This is a genomic window from Lactiplantibacillus sp. DA1 (genome assembly GCF_032681335.1).
Taxonomy (GTDB): domain Bacteria; phylum Bacillota; class Bacilli; order Lactobacillales; family Lactobacillaceae; genus Lactiplantibacillus.
Window position 1 is genome coordinate 158707 of sequence record NZ_JAWHTQ010000004.1, and the last position, 20324, is coordinate 179030.

Annotated in this window: 18 protein-coding genes; 8 read left to right on the forward strand and 10 right to left on the reverse strand. The window is 45.6% G+C overall.

Annotation, left to right across the window (positions count from 1 at the left end; genetic code table 11):
* Positions 1 to 121 precede the first annotated feature (121 nt).
* Positions 122 to 1438 (forward strand): FAD-dependent oxidoreductase, encoded by a 1317-nt coding sequence (locus RXV91_RS07845; RefSeq protein ID WP_316439421.1) that lies wholly within the window; start codon positions 122 to 124, stop codon positions 1436 to 1438.
* Between the two features lie 301 nt (positions 1439 to 1739).
* Here RXV91_RS07845 and RXV91_RS07850 read toward each other — a convergent pair whose 3' ends face one another.
* The 8 genes from RXV91_RS07850 to RXV91_RS07885 all read right to left on the reverse strand — a co-directional run bounded on the left by RXV91_RS07850 (position 1740) and on the right by RXV91_RS07885 (position 10484).
* The gene (locus RXV91_RS07850; RefSeq protein WP_316439422.1) at positions 1740 to 5021 is read right to left on the reverse strand and encodes a WxL domain-containing protein; all 3282 of its coding nucleotides are present in this window, start codon (positions 5019 to 5021) and stop codon (positions 1740 to 1742) included.
* A gap of 5 nt (positions 5022 to 5026) precedes the next feature.
* Positions 5027 to 5398: an LPXTG cell wall anchor domain-containing protein gene (locus tag RXV91_RS07855; RefSeq protein WP_316439423.1), complete on the reverse strand. Its 372-nt coding sequence runs from the start codon at positions 5396 to 5398 to the stop codon at positions 5027 to 5029.
* Positions 5399 to 5457: 59 nt separating this feature from the next.
* Entirely contained in the window at positions 5458 to 6504 is a 1047-nt protein-coding gene (locus RXV91_RS07860; RefSeq protein WP_316439424.1) for a DUF916 and DUF3324 domain-containing protein, read from the reverse strand.
* A 9-nt stretch (positions 6505 to 6513) separates the two neighbouring features.
* A complete protein-coding gene (locus RXV91_RS07865) occupies positions 6514 to 7194 on the reverse strand; it encodes a WxL domain-containing protein (RefSeq protein ID WP_316439425.1) in 681 nt (226 codons plus the stop codon).
* Positions 7195 to 7213: 19 nt separating this feature from the next.
* Positions 7214 to 7918: a WxL domain-containing protein gene (locus RXV91_RS07870; protein ID WP_316439427.1), complete on the reverse strand. Its 705-nt coding sequence runs from the start codon at positions 7916 to 7918 to the stop codon at positions 7214 to 7216.
* Between the two features lie 630 nt (positions 7919 to 8548).
* Positions 8549 to 9445 carry a peptidylprolyl isomerase PrsA gene (locus tag RXV91_RS07875; protein ID WP_316439428.1) on the reverse strand — a complete coding sequence of 299 codons (897 nt, stop codon included), beginning with the start codon at positions 9443 to 9445 and terminating at the stop codon, positions 8549 to 8551.
* A 234-nt stretch (positions 9446 to 9679) separates the two neighbouring features.
* Entirely contained in the window at positions 9680 to 10021 is a 342-nt protein-coding gene (locus tag RXV91_RS07880) for a hypothetical protein (RefSeq protein WP_316439429.1), read from the reverse strand.
* A gap of 10 nt (positions 10022 to 10031) precedes the next feature.
* Entirely contained in the window at positions 10032 to 10484 is a 453-nt protein-coding gene (locus RXV91_RS07885) for an HIT family protein (protein WP_316439430.1), read from the reverse strand.
* A 197-nt stretch (positions 10485 to 10681) separates the two neighbouring features.
* Here RXV91_RS07885 and RXV91_RS07890 point away from each other — a divergent pair, with 197 nt between their 5' ends.
* The 4 genes from RXV91_RS07890 (at position 10682) to trmB (ending at position 14249) form a co-directional block, all read left to right on the forward strand.
* Positions 10682 to 11419, forward strand: a complete 738-nt coding sequence (locus RXV91_RS07890) for an ABC transporter ATP-binding protein (RefSeq protein WP_316439431.1) — start codon at positions 10682 to 10684, stop codon at positions 11417 to 11419.
* Positions 11412 to 12617, forward strand: coding sequence for an ABC transporter permease (locus RXV91_RS07895; RefSeq protein WP_316439432.1), 1206 nt, complete (start codon positions 11412 to 11414; stop codon positions 12615 to 12617). Before RXV91_RS07890 ends, RXV91_RS07895 begins: the two co-directional genes overlap by 8 nt.
* Before the next feature lie 118 nt (positions 12618 to 12735).
* A complete protein-coding gene (locus RXV91_RS07900; RefSeq protein WP_316439433.1) occupies positions 12736 to 13521 on the forward strand; it encodes a phosphotransferase family protein in 786 nt (261 codons plus the stop codon).
* A gap of 83 nt (positions 13522 to 13604) precedes the next feature.
* Positions 13605 to 14249, forward strand: a complete 645-nt coding sequence (gene trmB, locus RXV91_RS07905) for a tRNA (guanosine(46)-N7)-methyltransferase TrmB (RefSeq protein ID WP_316439434.1) — start codon at positions 13605 to 13607, stop codon at positions 14247 to 14249.
* Between the two features lie 132 nt (positions 14250 to 14381).
* Here trmB and RXV91_RS07910 read toward each other — a convergent pair whose 3' ends face one another.
* On the reverse strand, positions 14382 to 14705 hold the full coding sequence (locus tag RXV91_RS07910; RefSeq protein WP_003640256.1) for a PepSY domain-containing protein: 324 nt from the start codon (positions 14703 to 14705) through the stop codon (positions 14382 to 14384).
* A gap of 167 nt (positions 14706 to 14872) precedes the next feature.
* Between RXV91_RS07910 and ytpR the strand changes: the two genes are divergently transcribed.
* The 3 genes from ytpR (at position 14873) to murC (ending at position 19864) form a co-directional block, all read left to right on the forward strand.
* Positions 14873 to 15514, forward strand: a complete 642-nt coding sequence (gene ytpR / locus RXV91_RS07915) for a YtpR family tRNA-binding protein (protein ID WP_316439435.1) — start codon at positions 14873 to 14875, stop codon at positions 15512 to 15514.
* A gap of 32 nt (positions 15515 to 15546) precedes the next feature.
* Complete coding sequence (locus RXV91_RS07920; RefSeq protein WP_316439436.1) at positions 15547 to 18492, forward strand: DNA translocase FtsK; 2946 nt, start codon at positions 15547 to 15549, stop codon at positions 18490 to 18492.
* A 61-nt stretch (positions 18493 to 18553) separates the two neighbouring features.
* Positions 18554 to 19864 carry a UDP-N-acetylmuramate--L-alanine ligase gene (gene murC, locus RXV91_RS07925; RefSeq protein WP_316439437.1) on the forward strand — a complete coding sequence of 437 codons (1311 nt, stop codon included), beginning with the start codon at positions 18554 to 18556 and terminating at the stop codon, positions 19862 to 19864.
* A gap of 285 nt (positions 19865 to 20149) precedes the next feature.
* Here the strand turns inward: murC and RXV91_RS07930 are convergent, their stop codons facing one another.
* Positions 20150 to 20314, reverse strand: coding sequence for a FeoB-associated Cys-rich membrane protein (locus RXV91_RS07930; protein ID WP_011101416.1), 165 nt, complete (start codon positions 20312 to 20314; stop codon positions 20150 to 20152).
* Positions 20315 to 20324 lie beyond the last annotated feature (10 nt).

Sequence of the window (20324 nt, forward strand, 5' to 3'; positions counted from 1 at the left end):
TTACTGCTTTTTGTGCCTTAATAATAGTGATTTCCGTAGCCAAACGATTGTTGTAGTTAAAGACAACGTGTATCTTAAATAGCGTTGTTAACAATAATTTAAGTAATCAGAGGCGGAAAATATGGCAAAAATTATTATTGTCGGGGCTGCACATGGCGGCCGCGAAACGGTCAATGGCTTATTAGCAGCTAATACGGATAATGAGATTCATTGGTACGAGCACGGGCAATTCGCGACGGCTTTGGATTGGGCTCCGGCGGATGCTGAAAAAGAGCGGTTGGCCTTGTCCCAGCAGGTGACTCTATTCGACCAAACGACGGTCACAAAAATTACCCCAGCGACCCACACGATCACTGCTCGTAATCAACGGGGGCAATTACAGACTGATCATTACGATCGATTGGTATTGAGCGTTGGATCGTTACCAATCCAGTTACCGATTCCCGGAGCCGAATTATCTGGTGTTCGATCGATTCAAAACCGTGCCAGCATCAATGAGTTAAAATTGGCCGCTAAGTCAGCAGCAATTAAAAACGTGGTCGTGATTGGAGGCGGCTATATTGGGATGAATTTTGCAGCCTTATTTAAACAAACCGGCAAGCAAGTAACTGTTATTGATGTGAACGCTCGGCCATTCAGTCACAATCTTGATTCAGAATTTACGCAAATTTTAGCTGCAGCTAGTGTTGAGAATGGGCTGCAATTAAAGATGGAAGAGCGGGTGACGGCCATATTAGGTTCAACACACGTGACAGCGGTACAAACGAATCGTGGTCAGTATGCTGCCGACTTAGTCCTTGTCGCAGTCGGCAATCGACCGAATACTGCATGGCTACGGGGAACTTTGGCGCTAGATTCTGAGGGATTAATTGAGACGGATGATTATTTTCAAACAAGTGTTCCAGATATTTACGCGATTGGCGATGCGACTAAAGTTCGGTTTACGCCCACGGGTACTAAAGAGCGGATCACTTTAGGCAGCGCGGCCAGTCATGCCGGTCGGTTATTAGCGCATAACTTGTTAACGAATCAGCGAATTGTGTTTCCCGGCGTTCAGGCAACGTCCGCGCTTAATGCGGCGGGATATTACTTTGCTGCTACGGGTCTAAACACGCAACTAGCTGTCCGTATGCAACAACCAGTGTTAGCAACTTACATCGCGGTTTCCCGATTGGTGGCATCCGCACCAGCTCGATTGAATGCGACCGTTCATTTTAAGTTGTTTTATGATAAAACTCATCGGATACTAGGTGCACAAATAATGTCTACAGCAGAATTAACGGCGGTCATCAATACCGTTTCGCTCGCAATCCAGATGGGAACAACGCTAGAGCAATTAGCTTATGGTGACTTTTTCTTTCAACCGGGATTAAGCCAACCGGTGGATGTACTCAGTACGGCTAGTTTACAGGCGTTACAAACTTTAGCCACTAACTAGGTTGATTATTGCCAAGCCCATTATACGGACTTGGCAATTTTAAGTTGATGTGTTGTTTAAGCTCAGTATATGACATGGAAAACTAGTGGTTACTGATGATTAGCTAATTAGAAACTCACAGGAAAAAACCGTCGCGTCATCAATAATGATGGGTAATCCAGCGACGGTCAAATTTAAGTGATGAAATCGACAATTATTGTGGTGGTCTAATGGTGCTTTGAAGTCGCGCTTCCAATTGCTAGAGTTGGGGCCAGTACTTAAGGTGTACGGCCGAGGAGCCTCAGTTTGGCATATTTAATCGTTAGTTCGTCACGTTAGCCGTTAGTGTCCAAGTTACGGTTGTGTTATAGGTTTGGCCCGCTTGGGCGGTGTTGCCAGGAACGGTCAATTGAACTTGGGTGGGTTGCCAGACGTTGGTTGAAAGGTCTTTCCCCACGTTGGCCGTTGCTGGGGCTGCAAAGACGGGTTGTTCGGCGGTTGTGAGATCGACCGCGTAGCTTTTGAGCTGGCCCGTAGCGCGTTCATTATAGGTCTGCCCGGCAGGAATGTGTAACTTCGCGCCGGTGAGTTGGGCGCCACTAGTACTAGTAAAAGGACTGTTCTGACGGGCAGTGACGGTCCAACCGTGAGTTGCTAACCGATTATCGGAAACTTGGAGCCACTGTTTCGCGACACCGTTGATTGTCTGGGCGGCGTAAGTTTTAGGCTGCATACTTGTTGTGACACTGCCAAAGTTAAATTGGCTGGGCGCGTAGTCTAAACGAAGTTCGCCCGTATTACCGGTCCCAGTGTTTTCGCTCCCACTGGTATTGGTCGTACCAGGGTGCTCGGGCTCAGTTGGTGCTGTCGGGCCGATTGCCGGTGCGACGGTGTATTGGGTAGCGGCGGCAAACGTGGCATCATGATAAGTTGTACTGGTGACCGGATTCTCGTTCCCCGCACTATCTTTCACAAAAATCTGAATGACGTCGTTAGCTTTTAATTTAGTGGCTGGCATCGCAAGGGACCAACTCCCATCACTGGCAGCGGTTGCTGTGATGGCATTGCCGTTGCTATCAGCTGCGGAGGTTCCGTTAACCGTGTAACGAAGTGTGTTACCAGCCGTTGTCGTGGAACCGCTGGCAATCGTTTTTTGGTCGGCAACGATTTTTCCATCTTTAACGGTTACCGGTGTCGGCGGCGTTTTATCTTGGACGGTTATGGCGACGGGATCTGAAGTATAGGTGGTCGTTGCTTGAGCTGTCATAGTCGCGCCGGCCGTTGGAAAATGATCTAAGGTGAAATTAACGTAACCGCTACTGTCAGTCGTGCCACTTTGCGTTGCGCCCTGATCATCCGTCAACTTGACGGTTGCCGTACCCATTCCGGCGTAAATCGGCGTTTGTGTGCCATTAGATTCTGTATAACCGGTGATAACACGAACGCGGACCTTCTTGTCGGCATTGGTGACTAGCTGGGCGTTCAAGTCACTCGTATACGGTGAGCTGAATTGCACAGTCGGCAGTGAGAGGGTGTTCGCAATTCGTCGCGCAGCCGAGAAGGTGAGTAGTCCCGGCAAGACGCTACCACTGTTGGTAATCAGGACCCCGTTCTGTTCGACGGCGGTGATCCCTTGATAGGTCACACTGGCGCTCAGCAGGTTCAATAAGGACAATGACCACATACTCAGGTTACTGTTCGTGATTTTGAAACTTTTAATGGTCGTCTCGACGATTGAACCCGTTTGAACGAGAAGCGCAAAGTCCGTATTTTTAATGTCGTAGGCCTTAGGGGAATCTAGCAAGACGCTCAAACCGGACATGTAGCCACCAAAAATGGGGGCTGAGCCACTACTGGTGATATACAACTCGCCACCCGTCACGGTAAACGTACTGTTGTTGCCAAGCGGAATCAACGGGGTAACGTAGTAGAGCGCATTACTACTAGTTGTGGCTAAGTTCTCAAACGTGACCTTACTGCCAGCGTTGGCGGTAAACGTGTTGGCTGTTTCTGCCCGATAGACGTTACCGTACATCTTGGCGGTTAGGATAGCGTTGGTACCCACCGTGACGGCATCATACTGGTCATAGAAAATACCCCGAGTCGCGTCTGATGCGCTACCTAGCAAGTTAACATTAGCTGCGCTGCCAATGGTGACTTTACGGTCTCCAGTCCCGACTGTACTAGTTGCCGTGAAGTTGAAGAAAGCTTTGTTGGCGGTACTACTATTAGCCTTGCGACCGATGTACGTGCTGTTGGCGGCAAAGGTCATTCCACCAGTAATCATGTTTTCAGCGACAGTTGTTGCGGTGACGGCGCCACTGACATTGACTTGATTACCAGGAGCGTTGACTAGGCGGTACACGTCGCTGGTAGTGATTAAATCGGTTACTGTAATCGTCCAACGGGCACCACCAGCATTAGCCCCACCATCGGTCCCGCTTTGAATGATTCCGGCGGCACCACCACTACTTGTTCCACTCGCAATTGCGCCACGAATACTACTGAAGTTTTTTACTGTCATTGTCTGGGCCGTGGTTGTGGAACCCAATGTGAAGTTGCCGATGCCGAGATCGAGGCTGTGATTTTGCCCGTCTATTGTCAGGCTGGTGGTACGAGTGCCTAATTCTGTGGCACTTGTTGACGTGTGGGTGATGTTGGCCCCCAATTTAATCGTCGTGACGGCGGTATTGGTATACGCTGATTTTAAATCATCGTAAGATGAAACGGTCGTACTACCATCTGGATTGATCACGATTGCGGCGGTCGTGATGTCACTGGCGGCTTTGGTGGCGGTCGCTTTAGTCGCTTTCGGTGTACGTTCTGCTTCCGAATCAGCCTGCGCTGTGCGACTAGTAGCAGTGTCGTTGCTAGCAGTCTTGTCCGATGTTGCGGTTATACTAGAAGACTCTTCGGCGGCCGTACTTGAGGTGCGGTCTCCATCACGTTCCGGGGTAGTGGCTTGGGTTACTGCCGAATCGTCAGTGGTCAGATCATTACTGGCCGAAGAGGTGCTTTTAGCATCATTGCCGACTTCACGTGCTGATTCAGTGGCGGTTACCGCAGGAGTCGATGCAGTTGAGGGGGGTGCGGCCACGGTAAAAGTTAGTGGTTCAGCCGTTATGGTTTGCGTTGTCGGTCTTTCACTATTGGTGACGGCCGAATCCGTGGTGGTCGCTAACGCCGGTCCAGTAATCAGTGCTTCTGCGGTCAACTTGTATGTTTTCGCCTCACTGGCCGTTAACACCAACTTGAACGTGGTAGCGGATGCTGAATTGGAGGGTGTCAAGATCAGCTTTCGTTTGTCAGTATCAAAAACTAGTTCAGAAAGGTTTTCTTTGTTGGTCTGGCGTGTTTTATCTTGGTCAACGGTGAGTGCTTCAGGAATTGTTACCACAACTTGGTGCTCGGAGGAACCTTGCAGGGTCAACTGCAGTGTAAAGGGTTGCTCGATCACTAATTCTGTGGGTGGTTCCTCGAATTTAATTGGGGTGGCCGTGGTGGTTGCTGTCGCGTAAACGGCACCACCGTTGACAACGAGAAGACTCATCAGGAGCACGAGTAACCCGAGCCAAGCAACTATTAATCTTCGTGGTCGTTGCAAATTGATCACTCCCTTCGGCGTTGCATGAGCCACACGAACCAACCAGTCAAGCCAGCTGTCAACAGACCTAACCAGGCTAAAAGTTGGCGGGCTTCATTTGTTTGTGGCAACGCTGATTGATTCTGCCGTGTCGCCGTGGCTGGTGGCGTCTGAGTCGAAGTTTGTTGACTAGCAGTGGCGATGACATTAGGTACTGCTAGATATTGATGGGGACGGGGGTGTTGAAAATTTGTTAAATCCGTCCCGGCTTGCCAGTCGGTCAATGTCACACTAGTGTCAGTAGGGGTGGCCGCTAGGGCGTCGGGACTCCGACAGCCACCAGCGAGGGCTAGTCCTAGGCTCAATGATAGTAAAACTAGCCGTCTGAATTTAGTCATAACGATAACCTCCTTGTTTGAGTACCAAGTTTAGAAGATAATCTAAAATTACCGCTTATTTAGGATCTGCGATTGTGTCGTTTCATAATCAGGTAGACGATGCCAGCGGATAAACCGGCAATCACGATAACGATTAAGACGTACCACCAGATACTGATTGGAGCGGCCGGGTCATTTTTGGCGTCCTGATTATTTTGACGTGCCTGTTCAGTCGTAATTTTAAAGTCCCGGGACCAATGCCAAGCCTTTTTTGTCCATTTTGAGTCGTTAGTTGTTGCGGTGACGGATAAAGTGTAATTGCCCGCCCGCATGATTTGATCGTCTAAGAAAGTGGGGTAAGTGAAGTTCGAATTGGGCGCCATGATCAAGTTGTCACTGTTGTTCTGATAGAGTACCTTGGAACTGCCTTTTTTCGTGACCTTAGTTGTCAGTTTTAATTGCGAGACCACTGCCGGTTCTGGATTCCGAATGGTGGCAAGAACGACTTTGCGATAGTTGCGTAATCCGGGGGTGACTGCCGCTAAAGTTAGTTTAGGCTGTGCGATTTCTTTGGCTGTCAATTTAACTGCTAACGCATAACTGTATTTTTGGTTAATGTTGACGCCCTTAGTCGCTTTTTTTGCACCTTGTCCCATCTTTTCGAAGTACCATGAGCCTAAGATTACACCAGTATCGAATCCTTTGGGAATGTTGATCGTGGCGCTGACGATTCGATTGCTTTTGGCAGGGACGGTGACTTTATCGGAACCGGTTGCCAAAGTCGCAATTTGGTCAAAACGATACTTCAAACTGGGGTCGTATCGCTTGGCTGTTTGAGTGTAAGCAATTTGACCTGAATCGTTCGTAAAAGTCGTGAGTAGCTGTGTCTTGACCTTAATTGCTTGGTTAGTCGGGTTATAGACCCGTGCTTGGATTTTGCGAGTGGTGCCCGCCTTAGCTTTTAGGTCGAAAAATGAGCTGCTAGCATCGACTTCTTGGCCCGGACTGATTTTATTGACACTGTATTGAACTTCGGCATTGGTCGCGGTGGCCTGGATGCTTGGTGAGGTCAAACTCATGAAAACCAAGCCACCAATTACGCCGAATAAGCACATCAATTTTTTCATGATTACCTCCTAGTTGGTGGTTGCGGCAACTAACGTCCAAACCAAGTTGTTCGTATAGTTACCGACTTGGGCCGTCAGTTTTGGTATTGAAAGGGTCACGGCACCCGCATTCCAAGTGTTCGTGGAAGTGGCTTTACCGACGCCTGCTTGGTTGGGAGCGTTAAAAACGATCTGATCGGCAGTGGTAACGCTTACACCTGGTGCGACAACTAGCTTGGGGTCGGCCATTGAGGCTGGTTCGTTTAGCGAATTACGAGCAGTTCCCTGTGGTAGGTGAATGACCGCACCAGTCAATACGTGATTATTAGCGTTGTTAGTTAACGTTCGATCTTGCTTAACATTGACTTGCCAACCGTTGGCAGTGGTACGTTTGTCAGAAACTTGCAAATATTGATTAAAGTTACCAGTTGCAGTATAAGTTTTAGCAGCATTGGATGTTGTGACGGTGCCGAAATCAATGCTCTTAGGAGCCACGTCGAGTGTCAATGTGCCAGTATTATTAGTAGCCGGGTTATTTGAATCAGGGGGCGTTAACGGAACGTTGGGACTGGTCGGATCGACTGGTGCAGTGGCACTAGTATCATCTTGAAAAGTCACAGCACCATTAGTTGTGGCCCCGGTGGCTGTCAAACTGGTTGCCATTAACCCTAAGATCACTAACCCGGTGCTAAGACTAAAACGGGTAAGCATGCAGAATCCCTCCTTATGATTAGCTAGGGGTAGCAGCGGTTAAGGTCCAAGTCAAATTATTGGCATAAGTTCCTGGTTTGGCCGTGTTTTTGGGAATCGTTAATGTTACTTCAGTTGGGTCCCAAACCTTAACTGATGTTCCTTTACCAGCCCCCATAGTGGCCGTCGTACTAAAGACGGTGACGGCACCACTCGTGTTGGTTACATTGGCAACGGTGGCATTCAGGTTGTTGTCAACAGCGGTCGGATCAGTTGCCAGACTGTTGCGCGCAATTCCGACCGGAACATGAATGGTGGTTCCCGTCAAGATGTGTGGGGAAGTTCCACTAGTTTCAGTCAGGTCTCGATCTTGTTCGACGGTGACGACCCAGCCCTGCTCGTCAGCTCCGCGGTTATCGGTAACCTGCAAGTATTGATGAACATTAGTTGTCGTCATGGCCTGATAAGTGTGCTTGTCGGCATAAGTTTGAACGGATCCAAAGTTAAAGGTTTTAGGGGCGACGTCTAACGTTAAGGCCCCTGTATTACCAGTAGCCGGGTTTTCTGGATCGTCTGGATCTTGTGGGTTAGCTGGGTTGGTTGGGTCAACTGGGACTGTCGGTCCAGTGTTTTCTGTCAATTTCAAATCAGTAGTTGTTTTTGCAGTTGAATTAGCCGTTGCTACAACGGCGGGCATTCCCAGTAAGCTTAACAACATGGTTGCAGTAATCACTGTTTTTTTCATGATGGATCGCTCCTTTTTGGTTGTGCGTGCCTGCAGTAATCAACAAACATTAGGTAACGATAATAAATTTCCGGCCGGAATATTGATTTTTACATATCGTTATTATAAGGTTATCATGAGATCCCGATATTCGGCTAATTTTATGCATACATTGTATATACAATGTAATTTTTGAATATGGATTATGATAAGGTTGATGGTTGCTTTTAATGACTAGCTGTTATGCAGTGAATATGAAATGCTCGGTATCATCAAACTATTAACTATTGTTTATATCAATTTTTGAGATTTGTTTTTTTGCGAGAATTAGGCTGAGAGGTGAGGGACAATATAGTGATAAACCATTATTATTGAATGTTAGTATTAACAGAAAATTATGAGCGTTACTACCAGAGGTATCAGTAGTTGTTCATAGGGTTGTCTGATTTTATCCTAGCCGACCTAATTTCAGAAATTGGGCCAGAATGGAGCGTCTTCTGATAATTAGAAACCGAAATGCAAACTATTTTGTCGATAATACCAATTTGCAATTACTGAAATTTTAGAATTTATAAATGAAGTTAAGATAGTCTGGCATAAAAAAACACCCAAGCTTCTTACATAGAAGCCGGAGTGTTTTTAAAAACTTAATTAGTTAGAACTTGATGAAGATGATGTTGAAAGGTAGGTTGATAAAATATCCTTCATGTCTTTATCCTTGATAGAGACATTCCCACCCTTAAGCACTTTAGAAACAACGTTTTGTAAGACAGTGGAGTCGCTCATATCATTGTCCCAAATTTGTTTCTTCAAATCAGCAGTGTGATCAGACATCTTGCCCTTACCAGGGTTCTTGATCATCCGGATGATTTCGTAACCGTTGCTTGTTTTAACAGCAGAAGTGGTGTATTCACCGTTCTTCAACTTGAAAGCAGCTGTCAAGAATTTAGATGAGTAGCTGGTGTTAGTGTTATCGAAGGCTGATAACTTGCCACCGTCGTTCTTAGTTGTTGTATCAGTTGAATACTTCTTGGCTAACTTAGTAAAGTTAGCTTGGCTAGAATCCTTCTTCAAAGCGTCTAAGACTTTGTCAGCAGTATCTGACTTGGCAACTAAGATATGTTGAACTGTGACTTTAGGTTCGTAAGACTTCCATTGCTTTTTCAAAGCACTGTCAGTAATTTTAACCTTGTCTTTAACGGCTTCCTTCAATAGTAAGTTAGAACGTAATTGTTCCTTGAAGGTCTTGGTCGTCAAACCATTTTGTGATAAGACAGTTGAGAAGGAACTACCATATTGTGACTTGTAAGTATTGTATTGCTTCGTCACTTGTTTAGTAGAAACCTTTGAGCCGTAATCTTTTTCGAGTACCTTGTTCAGAATCATCTGTTGTAAGACTTGCTTACCTGAAGAGGTTCCCTTCATACTACTGTAATATTCGCTTTCGGTAATCTTACCGCCGGAAGTTGATGCAACGGTCTTGCTACCGCAACCAGCTAAGGTGAAGGTTAGTAAGACACCAGCAAGGGCAATGAGCCATTTCTTCATTCCTAAAACACATCCTATTCTTGAAATCGTTCTGCATTCGCAGACTTCACAGACTACTATACCATATCTATGAAAGCTTCTGCAGGCATATAGAAATCTTTACAAAATTTTCAGAGATTTCACAGCCTCTTCATAAATTCTACCGAATGGGTCAGCAGATTTAAATGAAATGAGCTTGTAAAGATAGCAAACAAAAGAATCGCATGCCTGCATGACAGACACACGATTACGTTATTAATTCGGCGTATTAGTTAAGTGATCTAAAGTTGCCTGTAAATGGTCGGCTCGAGTCTTCATGATTGCCATGTGAGGCTCAATCTTGAATTGGAACTTGTCCAGTTCAGTTTGAATATCATCAAAGACTTCGGCTGCGTGAGCCATCTGAACACTCAGGTTACGTTGCGCATCACTAAATTCTTCCCGTGCATCCTGTAAATCGTCAGCAGCGTCTAAAACCTCTTGAACATAATTTTTAATGTCAATGTAGAGCGCTTTTGGTGTTTTCTGGTTGATCAACATGTAAGCCGTGGCACTGAGACCTAAGCCGATCAGACCGTTACGAATAAACTTTGCCATGTTAAGCCTCCTAGTGTGCTAATTCAGTTTTGATGGCGTTTTGTAAACGGGTGTAGTCGGTTTCATCATACTTTTTGGCATTATCCTTAAAAATCATGCGAAAATCATCCTTGTCGCTGTAACGTGGGATGAGGTGGAAATGAGAGTGGAAGACGGACTGATAAGCTACCGCACCATTGTTGTTAACGATGTTCATGCCGATAATATTGTCGTCAGAAGCTTTAATGGCCCGAGCAATTGCAGGAATCCGGGCGAACACAACACTAGCCAGATCGCGGTCGTAGCCAAAGATATCAGCAACGTGCGTCTTTGGCACCACAAGGGTGTGACCAGGAGTGCCTTGAGAAATGTCGAGAAAGGCTTTGACCATGTCGTCTTCATAAACGGTATAGCTCGGAATATCGCCCTTAATAATTTTACAAAAGATACAATCGTCATCGAGTTTTGGTTCAAAAGCTGTCATGTGATAACCTTCTTTATTTATTAGTTAACTTCATTATACACTATCGATGTTACCGCAATCAAAGCGTGAGAGACGCTGAATAGCAATAGTGGCCGTTTCGGTAAAGCCGGCGTGTAACGAGATGAGCCGATAGTTGGGGAAGCAGTTGCTATGCTATAATAGGAACACTTATACCAACACAGAAAGAGGTTAACGTTATGGCATTAGCGGTACAGCACTTAGTTGGTGGGTATTCGCAAATTCCCGTCCTAAAAGATATTAGTTTTCAAGTTGAACCCGGTGAGTTAGTTGGCTTGATTGGACTTAATGGGGCTGGTAAGTCAACGACCATTAATCATATTATTGGGCTGCTGACTCCCATGAAAGGCACGATCGCGCTTAACGGCGTGACGTTGGCACAAGCTCCTCAAAGTTATAAGAGTCAGATTGCGTACATTCCAGAGACACCAATATTATATGAAGAATTGACTTTAAAAGAACATTTAGAAATGACGATGCTAGCCTATGGTTTAGATCAGGATCAGGCTTGGCAACGCGCACATGACTTATTAAAAACTTTCCGATTAGATAATAAGTTGGATTGGTTTCCTGCTAATTTTTCAAAGGGCATGAAACAAAAAGTGATGATTGTTTGTGCGTTCATCACTAACGCTAAGTTGTTTATTATTGATGAACCGTTCTTAGGGCTTGATCCGTTAGCGGTACACGATTTATTGGCGTTAATTGCAACGGTTAAAGCGCAAGGGGCTGCCGTGTTGATGTCGACGCACGTCTTAGACACAGCTGAAAAAGCTTGCGATAAGTTTGTGTTATTGCACGCTGGTGAAGTGCAGACACAGGGAACTTTTGCCGAAATCAAAGCGAATTATCCGGATGCCGGTGAGTCGTTAAATGATATTTATCTTTCATTGACCGGGGTGACCCGTGATGAATGAGTTGTTTCAAACGCGGCTACAGCGCCATTTACGCCGGATGCTACGTTATTTACGGTTGGTTTTTAATGATCATTTTGTGATTGCGTTGATGTTTTTTGTCGGTGGCCTTGGTCTAGCTTATTCGAATTGGTTGAAGACTCTCGGTCCCCAGCAGACGTGGATTATTGTGTTCCTGGGCCTCTTACTTTGGGTTGGACTAAGTGTTAGTCATATCGCGACGTTATTAGAGCCGGCCGATGCTGTTTTCTTATTGCCACGAGAACGTGATGTTCACGATTACTTTGTCAAAGCATGGCGGTATAGTTGGTGGTTGGCGCAAGTCGTTCAAGTGATTTTCGTGGGTCTGACCGTGCCGTTACTCATGATTGTTGATCAAATGACAGGATGGTCACTGCTAGCGTTATTAATTACCCAATTAGCATTAAAAGATGCCCAGTTAACCTTGAGTGTGACGAGCTTATATCAAGTGTCGCCAACGATTAAGCACTGGTTGCGGTCCCTAAACTGGGTTGTCGCGTTAGCAACGTTAGCGCTGGGCTTAATAGTGACGCCGTGGTTAAGTGCCGTGATTGCCGTAGCAGTCGCAATTAGCCAACGTTATTTACACCAGCGAATTTGGCCAACAACGGTGGTAGCTTGGCGTGATGATATTAAAGCTGAGGCGAACCGTATGTTAGGCATTTACCGGTTCTTTAATTTATTTACTGATGTGCCGATGGTTCAAGGAAGCGTCAAACGGCGTCGCTATTTGGACTGGTTATTACGGTGGTTGCCTAAAGATCAGCAACATGCATTTGGTTATTTATACACGCGTGGCATGTTGCGTGGAACCGAATTTAGTGGGTTAGTTGCCCGCTTGACATTGATTGGTGCGGTATTGTTGTACTTTAGTGGTCATGGCTGGTTGGCGATAGCGTTGGATGTCTTGTTTATTTACTTGATTGGGTTCCAACTGTTGCCGTTTTATAAACAATACGATAATATAGTTTTTACGCACATTTATCCGTTGACGACCCAACAACGGTTGCGGAATTTTCAACGGTTATTACGAAATGTGCTGAGTGTGACCGGTGTTATTTTTTTAATTGCCTTTTGGTTAAGCAACGCACCGTTAGCTCAAGTCGGAATTTTGCTTGTGGTTAACGTGATCGAAATCTATCTCTTAGTTACTTGGTATCTTAAATTACGATTAGCCTAAAACCTTGTTGTATCAAGGGTTAAAAAGGACTTGACGGATGCAACTTTCGTCTATAAAATGTGATTGTTAAGTCAAATAATAATGAGTCATTAAATAAATTTTGAGAGGAGTGGGGCTGATGGATTTCGAACTTGATGATGGCTGGGACGTCTACCCAATCTATGGGAATACGAACAAAGCTTTCATGGGCAAAAAAAATCACCAACGATTGTTCTTAAAACGAAACGCCTCGCCGTTTTTAGCGGCGCTGTCGATGGAAGAAATTACCCCGCGGTTGATCTGGACAAAGCGTATCTCTAGTGGTGATACGCTGACTGCCCAAGAGTGGTTGAATGGTCAAACTTTAACGAAGCAACAAATGCGGCTGCCTGAAGTGGCGCATTTATTGGCACGTGTGCACAATTCCGAGTTGCTTCATCGGATGTTAAGAAAAGTCGGTGGTCAGAGTGTTCAGCCACAAGACTTTATTCAGCAATATTTACAAGATTTACCAGATGATTTACGGCACCACCCGTTAATGGCCCGGGTACTTAGTGAATTAAAAGGAACTGCGCCAACTTTACCAGTCACTGATTATCGTGTTTGTCATGGTGATCTTAACCATAAGAATTGGTTATTATCTGATCGGCAACAACTGTACTTAGTTGATTGGGACTCTGCACGGTTTGCAGATCCAGCTTCAGATATTAGTATGTTGCTATGCGAGTATGTGCCATTGAAAGATTGGCAACAGTGGTTTAGTGAGTATGGTGAGACTATGACGACTGCCTTACGAACACGGGTCGTTTGGTATGCAAAGATTAATTTACTATTGAATATTAAGGATAATTATTATCGGAATCAGTATCATCAGATGAACCATGAAATTATCTTTTTGGAAGAACTATCGCAATACGAAGTTTAATAACAAGCAACCGATAGCCGCGAGTCCCAGTCGGAATTCGCGGCTATTTTATTGAGTCAGCCGATGAAGAAGGAGTCAACAAGATGCGTGTGAGAAATAAACCGTGGGCGCCTAAGTTAATTGCCGCCCACCCAGAACTAATTACCGAAGATCCAACACAATTTAAAGGACGTTGGCAAAGTCGTTTTGCCAAATCGCAACCGCTCCAGATTGAAGTTGGTAGTGGCAAAGGTCAATTCATTATTGAGATGGCCAAGCGCCATCCCGAAATTAATTATGTGGCGATTGAGATTCAAACCTCAGTGATTGCCATTATTTTAAAGAAACTAGTGGAATCTCCGTTACCTAATTTGCAATTAGCACACGCAGACGGGCAGGCGGTGACAGCTTTTTTTGAGCCGCACGAAGTTGACCGTTTGTACTTGAACTTTTCTGATCCCTGGCCCAAATCTCGTCATGAAAAGCGGCGGTTGACGTACAAGTCGTTTTTGAGTAGTTATCGAGAAGTCTTAAAGTCTAACGGTCAGATTGAATTCAAAACTGATAATCGTGGCTTGTTTGAATTTTCGTTAACGAGTATGAATAATTTCGGCATGCGGTTTGAACAAATCTGGCTAGATTTACACGCCGTTGCGACGCCTGAAGATAACGTCGAAACGGAATATGAACAAAAATTCAGTGCGGCGGGGCCAATTTACAAGATTATTGCAACTTTCCCAGCTGAATAGATTAAATAAGAACGGTGAGCGCTGATACGCTCGCTGTTTTTTGTTTTAGATATAATTATCGCGGAACATAAAAATTGAGCTGCGGAATTCCGATTCCGCAGCTCAATTTTATGTTATGTTGGTTGCTAGTTATTAAAGTCGATAAATGTCTAAAATACTACCAGTATTCGCATCTGCTAAAAATTCGTATTGTACCAGCTGACCATCCTCGTAACGGGTAATACCGCCATAGTAGACGTCTGTACGTAACGCGAATTTTTGTAGTGGGGATTTTTTCATTTCAATCCATGAGCCTTCAATCGGTGCTTCCTTCAAGAATGCGCGCTTGACTTGGCTAAGGATCTGGTTAGGGGTGGGGCGGCGCAACCGCTTGAACAGCCCACCAACGGAAAAGCCCCCGGCGATGCCAGCCATCCCAACTGCTAACAAGCCGCCATATTGTAATTGTTTATTCATGATGTTGCGTCTCCTTTCAGTTAACTTGACTAGGAAATGTTTTATTTAAATTTAGTATACCAATGATTGACGAGAATACAAAGAAAAGTCATAATTAATCAGTATGATCTAAGAAAAATACGATATAATATAATTTGAACGCTAAAATGAGAGTAAAGGGGTTTCACATGTTAATTACAAGTTATAATCTATCAGAATTAGGTGACACGTTAATCACCATTTTACGACCAGATACGGCCACCCAAACGATTGAAACACATGCCAATGTGACGCGCATTAGTGACGCTGACAGTGGGGAAACCTTAGGCTATAATTTCTTTGACGTTTCCAAGACGTTAGGTGACTTAGACGCTAATGGTCAAGTTCACTTAACGGCCGAACAAGTTGAGCAATTAAATAACTTATTAAAAACCAATGATTTTGAACCCGAATTAGTTTTAGATACTGATCCTAAGTTTGTGGTCGGCTACGTGGAATCAGCCGAAGCCCATCCCAAATCGGATCATTTGCAAATTACCAAGACCAATATTGGCTTAGATCAGCCGCTTCAGATTGTGAGTGGTTCTCCTAATATGCAGGCAGGCATTTTAGTCGTCGTGGCTAAAGTCGGTGCAATGATGCCCAGCGGTTTAATTATTTGGCCAGGCGAATTACGGGGCGTTGAGAGTGATGGCATGATTGTTTCAGGCCGAGAATTGCATTTACCGAATGCACCACAACGGCCAGGGGCTTTGATTTTGCCCGCCGATTATCAGCCAGTGGGTGCGCCATTTGATTTTAAACGCGCTCAGACGTTATTTACCGCTTAATTTGCAGATATTAAAAACTAGGATGATTGAAAATGAACCATTATGATGGCCCGGCATTTTTCCGGAAATATCGATTTAACAAACCACAAGTGAATAATTCAGCGGCCAGTCAATCAACTCCTGTAGCGGCATCGGCTAGTCCACAATCGACTGCTGGTGCACCTAGTGCGGCGCCAAAACGGCCAGCCAGTCAAACTAGCGCCAAGCAGGTGACGAGCCAGGCAACTACTTCTAGTAGCAGTGCTGCAACTAGTGCGACCCTCTTTAACGGTGGCACCCATGGGACTTTTCACCCATCCCGGGTACCGGCCCAGCTTAGTGCGGCGCTGACAAATGGCGGTATCATTCAGGATCACGATGACCGTAATTATTTAGAAATTGAAGCGAGCTTGCATAAGCGGCCCGAGACCTTCTTATTGTTTGCGGATGCAGCAGCTAATGATTTACCGGCTGTTGATTTGCAACAACCGCTTTCTGATAGTGGGACGGACACGAGTCAAGTTGAACACCCGAGTGATTCGGCAGTTCTTAGTCAAGCGGAACGGAAGATGGCTTCAAGTGTTGACCCGACAACGGTAACTAGTCAGGCAGCATCGAGCGGGGCTGCTCAAACGGTCGTGGCTAACACGTCACAGACCGGCAGTGATTCCACGGTGTCCGCAGCTTCGGCGACGGTTGTGCGACCAACGGAAGTGTTTGAACCTACTACTCCTGAATTAGCTGTGTCGGCTGCGGCAATTAATACGCCTAAAGCCGATGATTCAGTGGTAGTGACGGTTCCCACGGAAGTATTTGAGCCCACTGACCCAAGCTTAGCAGCGTCGGCGGCCGCCGTAAATGCGCCTAGCGCGGTAAGTTCGGCAATATCGGTAGGCCCCACGGAAGTATTTGAGCCCACTGACCCAAGTTTAGCAGCGTCTGCAGCCGCCATAAATGCGCCTAGCGTGGTAAGTTCGGCAGTATCGGCAGGCCCCACGGAAGTATTTGAGCCCACTGACCCAAGCTTAGCAGCGTCTGCAGCCGCCATAAATGCGCCTAGCGCGGTAAGTTTGGCAGTATCGGCAGGGCCGACAGAAGTGTTTGAACCAACTGATCCCGCGCTTGCTGAATCTGCTGCAACTAGTGCGACACCCAAGTCAGCACATGGGCTAGGACTATCCTTAGGGGATATTATGACCGCTGAGCACGATGCCCAGGCGGACTTAGCGTTATTTAAGGATCAGCCAACAACGGCGGCTTCTGCAGCACCACAGTCAAGTACTGCGCAGACTCGTTCACACGTTAACGAAGAACCTTATCAACCGGTTGGCATGCGGCCAACTAGCACAAGTCCTGCTGTGACGTCGGCAACGGCCACGCCAGTCAGCGTTGTGGCATCCACGGTACCTTCACAGGAAAGTGGGGGAGCGGCTAGTGTGACTATGGCACCGTCACAGGCGGCTACTTCTGCAGTTACAACTAGTCCCGCTTTGTCAGAGACATCTGCAGTGGATTCGCAACCTGAGTTAGTTCACAGTGGGGGATCAGCTGCACCGGTCCTTGAGGATAAGGAATTAGCGGCATACCATTTACCACCGTTGAATTTACTAAAAGCCCCAATCGTTGCGAATGAATCGGAAATGGATGATTGGATTGAACAGAAGGCCAGTGCGTTAGACGAATCACTTGACGCATTTGGTGTCAACGCTAACGTGGTCGACTGGACGATTGGTCCAACTGTTACCCAGTTCCAAGTAAAACCGGCTCGAGGCGTCAAGGTCAGCAAAATCACCAACTTAAATGATGACTTGAAGCTGGCCTTGGCTGCGAAGGATATTCGAATTGAAGCGCCGATACCAGGTCGTAATACAATTGGTATCGAAATTCCAAACAAGAAGTCCCGACCAGTTATGTTGTCTGAGGTATTGGATTCGGATAAATTCCGTGATAGTCAATCACCACTGACTGTAGCACTCGGTGTCGATTTGTTTGGTCAACCGCAAGTCACTGACTTGCGGAAAATGCCCCACGGACTGATTGCTGGAGCAACTGGTTCTGGTAAATCAGTTTTTATCAATAGTATTTTGGTTTCAATCTTATATAAGGCTAATCCGCAACAGGTCAAATTATTGTTAATTGATCCAAAAGCGGTTGAATTAGCACCATATAACGAGATTCCACACTTATTAGCGCCTGTCATTTCAGAACCTAAAGCGGCTTCAGCAGCGCTAAAATGGGTCGTTGATGAGATGGACAACCGATACGATAAATTAGCGGCTGGTGGTGCTCGTAATATTGAACAATTCAATAAACTAGCTGATGAACATGGGGAACCTGCCCTAAAAATGCCTTATATTGTGATTGTCATTGACGAGTTAGCTGACTTAATGATGGTTGCCTCTAGTGAAGTCCAAGACTACATTGCCCGGATTACCCAGAAAGCCCGAGCGGCAGGGATTCATTTACTAGTTGCAACCCAGCGGCCAAGTGTTGATGTGGTCACTGGTTTGATCAAGAATAATATTCCAACCCGGGTGGCCTTCATGGTTGCCAGCCAGATCGATTCGCGGACGATTCTGGACGCGAGTGGGGCGGAACGCCTGTTAGGACGCGGGGATATGTTGTATCTGGGTAACGGCCAACCCGCGCCGCTTCGGTTGCAGGGGACGTTTGTGGATAGTGAAATTGATAGTATTACCCAGTTTGTTCGTGATCAGGCGGCGCCGCACTATGAATTCCAGCCAGACAGCTTAATGAAACATGAGGAAGCAGCACGCAATGAAGATGATCTAATGCCTGAAGCCTTGGCTTATATCGCCGATGAAGATACCATGTCGACATCGAAGTTGCAACGGAATTTCTCAATCGGGTACAATCGAGCGGCCAATATTATTGATGATTTGGAAAGTCGCGGCTATGTTTCAGCAGCTAAGGGGTCCAAACCACGCGATGTATATTTTACGGCAGCAGATTTAACTAAATTACAAGCCAATTCATAATTAAAAATAAACGATTCACCGCATGGTTGATGAATTGTGAATATGGGAGATTATTAATATAATGGATAAAGCAACGGTTTATTATTTTGTTGGGATCAAGGGCTCTGGGATGAGCTCACTAGCCTTGATTTTACATGACAAGGGTTACCAAGTTGAAGGCTCAGATATTGAACAATATACGTTTACGCAAAAAGGTCTAGCTGCAGCTGGCATTAAGATGCTACCGTTTTCCGAAGATAACATTCGCGAAGGCCTCACAGTGATTGCGGGAAACTCATTTACTGATGACCATCCTGAAATCAAAAAGGCGCGTGAAATGGGGTTGCCCGTTTATCGCTATCATGAATTTCTTGGGAAATTAATGGAAGGCTTCACGAGTATTGGTGTGGCCGGGACTCACGGGAAGACGTCGACAACTGGTTTGTTGTCACACGTTTTGAGTCATATCGCTCCCACCAGTTACTTGATTGGTGATGGGACGGGTAAAGGCACCCCCGATGCGCGTTTCTTCGTCTTTGAAGCGGACGAATATCGGCGACACTTTGTCGCTTACCATCCCGACTATGCGATCATGACGAACGTTGACTTTGACCATCCAGATTATTACAAGGATTTGGCTGACGTTCAAGCCGCTTTCCAACAATTTGGTAATCAAGTAAAGAAGGGCATCTTTGCTTGGGGTGACGACGAAAGTCTACGGAATCTTGACGTTGATACCCCAATTTATTATTACGGGACGAATGACCGTGACGACTTTCAAGCGGTGAATATCAAACGGACGACTAAGGGGTCTTCATTCGAAGTGAAGTACCATGATGAGTCGTTAGGGGAATTCGAGATTCCGTTGTTTGGTGAACACAACGTCTTAAACAGCACGGCTGTCATTGCGGTATCCTATTTTGAAAAAGTAAACTTGGACGAAATTCGGCGGGAACTCCTCGATTTTAGTGGGGTTAAACGACGTTTCTCAGAACATCAAGTTGGCGATATGGTTATGATCGACGACTACGCACATCATCCATCAGAAATTAAAGCAACATTGGATGCTGCACGCCAAAAGTATCCGGATAAGGAGATCTTGGCCGTATTCCAACCACATACGTTCTCACGGACGAAAGCATTGATGGATGGCTTTGCAGCCAGCTTAAGCAAGGCCGATCACGTCTTTTTGACCAATATCTTCAGTTCTGCCCGTGAAAAATCTGGTGATGTTTCCTCCAAAGACTTAGCTGCTAAGTTACCCAATGGTGGTGAAATTATCACGACCGATGACATGTCTGCTCTAACGGCTTATCACAATGCCGTCGCTGTCTTTATGGGTGCTGGTGATATTCAAAAGTACGAAAAGATTTATAAAGATCAAATGAAATAATGCTTAAAAAGCGTTCCTGGTGGGGGGACGCTTTTTTAGTCCGTCTTTAAATTGATTTGTCATTAACCAGCGTTAGCATCCAAGATGACATCTTAATGGGGAAGATTATTGGTAAACAGCATTTGCGCGTCCTATTTCGACCTTACAAGTTTTAATGAAAATTATGCAGTCGATAAATAAAGCACCAATGAGGATAATTCACTGGAATCTCCGTCATTGGTGTTTTATTAGTGTGTATTATTTTCAGGTGTTAACCACGTGGCTAGTGGGGCAGGTGTCGCAATCTTAGTTTTGTTGTTTCTGGGCCTTGTTTAACATTTTTTTAGCTTCACAATCATAGTCACAGGCCGCGCACTTGCCTTTTTTAGCACGTTTGACCACGCGATAAATCTGATAGCCAGCAGCCCCAATAATTAGTGCGATAATTAAGAAATTAATGAATAATGCCATGTGAATCAAA

Coding starts and splice junctions, on each gene's coding strand:
- RXV91_RS07860 (WP_316439424.1), bottom strand. CDS start 6,504: ATGAAAAAATTGATGTGCTTATTCGGCGTAATTGGTGGCTTGGTTTTC.
- RXV91_RS07870 (WP_316439427.1), bottom strand. CDS start 7,918: ATGAAAAAAACAGTGATTACTGCAACCATGTTGTTAAGCTTACTGGGA.
- RXV91_RS07865 (WP_316439425.1), bottom strand. CDS start 7,194: ATGCTTACCCGTTTTAGTCTTAGCACCGGGTTAGTGATCTTAGGGTTA.
- ytpR (WP_316439435.1), top strand. CDS start 14,873: ATGTTAATTACAAGTTATAATCTATCAGAATTAGGTGACACGTTAATC.
- RXV91_RS07845 (WP_316439421.1), top strand. CDS start 122: ATGGCAAAAATTATTATTGTCGGGGCTGCACATGGCGGCCGCGAAACG.
- RXV91_RS07880 (WP_316439429.1), bottom strand. CDS start 10,021: ATGGCAAAGTTTATTCGTAACGGTCTGATCGGCTTAGGTCTCAGTGCC.
- RXV91_RS07910 (WP_003640256.1), bottom strand. CDS start 14,705: ATGAATAAACAATTACAATATGGCGGCTTGTTAGCAGTTGGGATGGCT.
- RXV91_RS07875 (WP_316439428.1), bottom strand. CDS start 9,445: ATGAAGAAATGGCTCATTGCCCTTGCTGGTGTCTTACTAACCTTCACC.
- RXV91_RS07885 (WP_316439430.1), bottom strand. CDS start 10,484: ATGACAGCTTTTGAACCAAAACTCGATGACGATTGTATCTTTTGTAAA.
- RXV91_RS07890 (WP_316439431.1), top strand. CDS start 10,682: ATGGCATTAGCGGTACAGCACTTAGTTGGTGGGTATTCGCAAATTCCC.
- RXV91_RS07855 (WP_316439423.1), bottom strand. CDS start 5,398: ATGACTAAATTCAGACGGCTAGTTTTACTATCATTGAGCCTAGGACTA.
- murC (WP_316439437.1), top strand. CDS start 18,554: ATGGATAAAGCAACGGTTTATTATTTTGTTGGGATCAAGGGCTCTGGG.
- RXV91_RS07900 (WP_316439433.1), top strand. CDS start 12,736: ATGGATTTCGAACTTGATGATGGCTGGGACGTCTACCCAATCTATGGG.
- RXV91_RS07930 (WP_011101416.1), bottom strand. CDS start 20,314: ATGGCATTATTCATTAATTTCTTAATTATCGCACTAATTATTGGGGCT.
- RXV91_RS07895 (WP_316439432.1), top strand. CDS start 11,412: ATGAATGAGTTGTTTCAAACGCGGCTACAGCGCCATTTACGCCGGATG.
- RXV91_RS07920 (WP_316439436.1), top strand. CDS start 15,547: ATGAACCATTATGATGGCCCGGCATTTTTCCGGAAATATCGATTTAAC.
- trmB (WP_316439434.1), top strand. CDS start 13,605: ATGCGTGTGAGAAATAAACCGTGGGCGCCTAAGTTAATTGCCGCCCAC.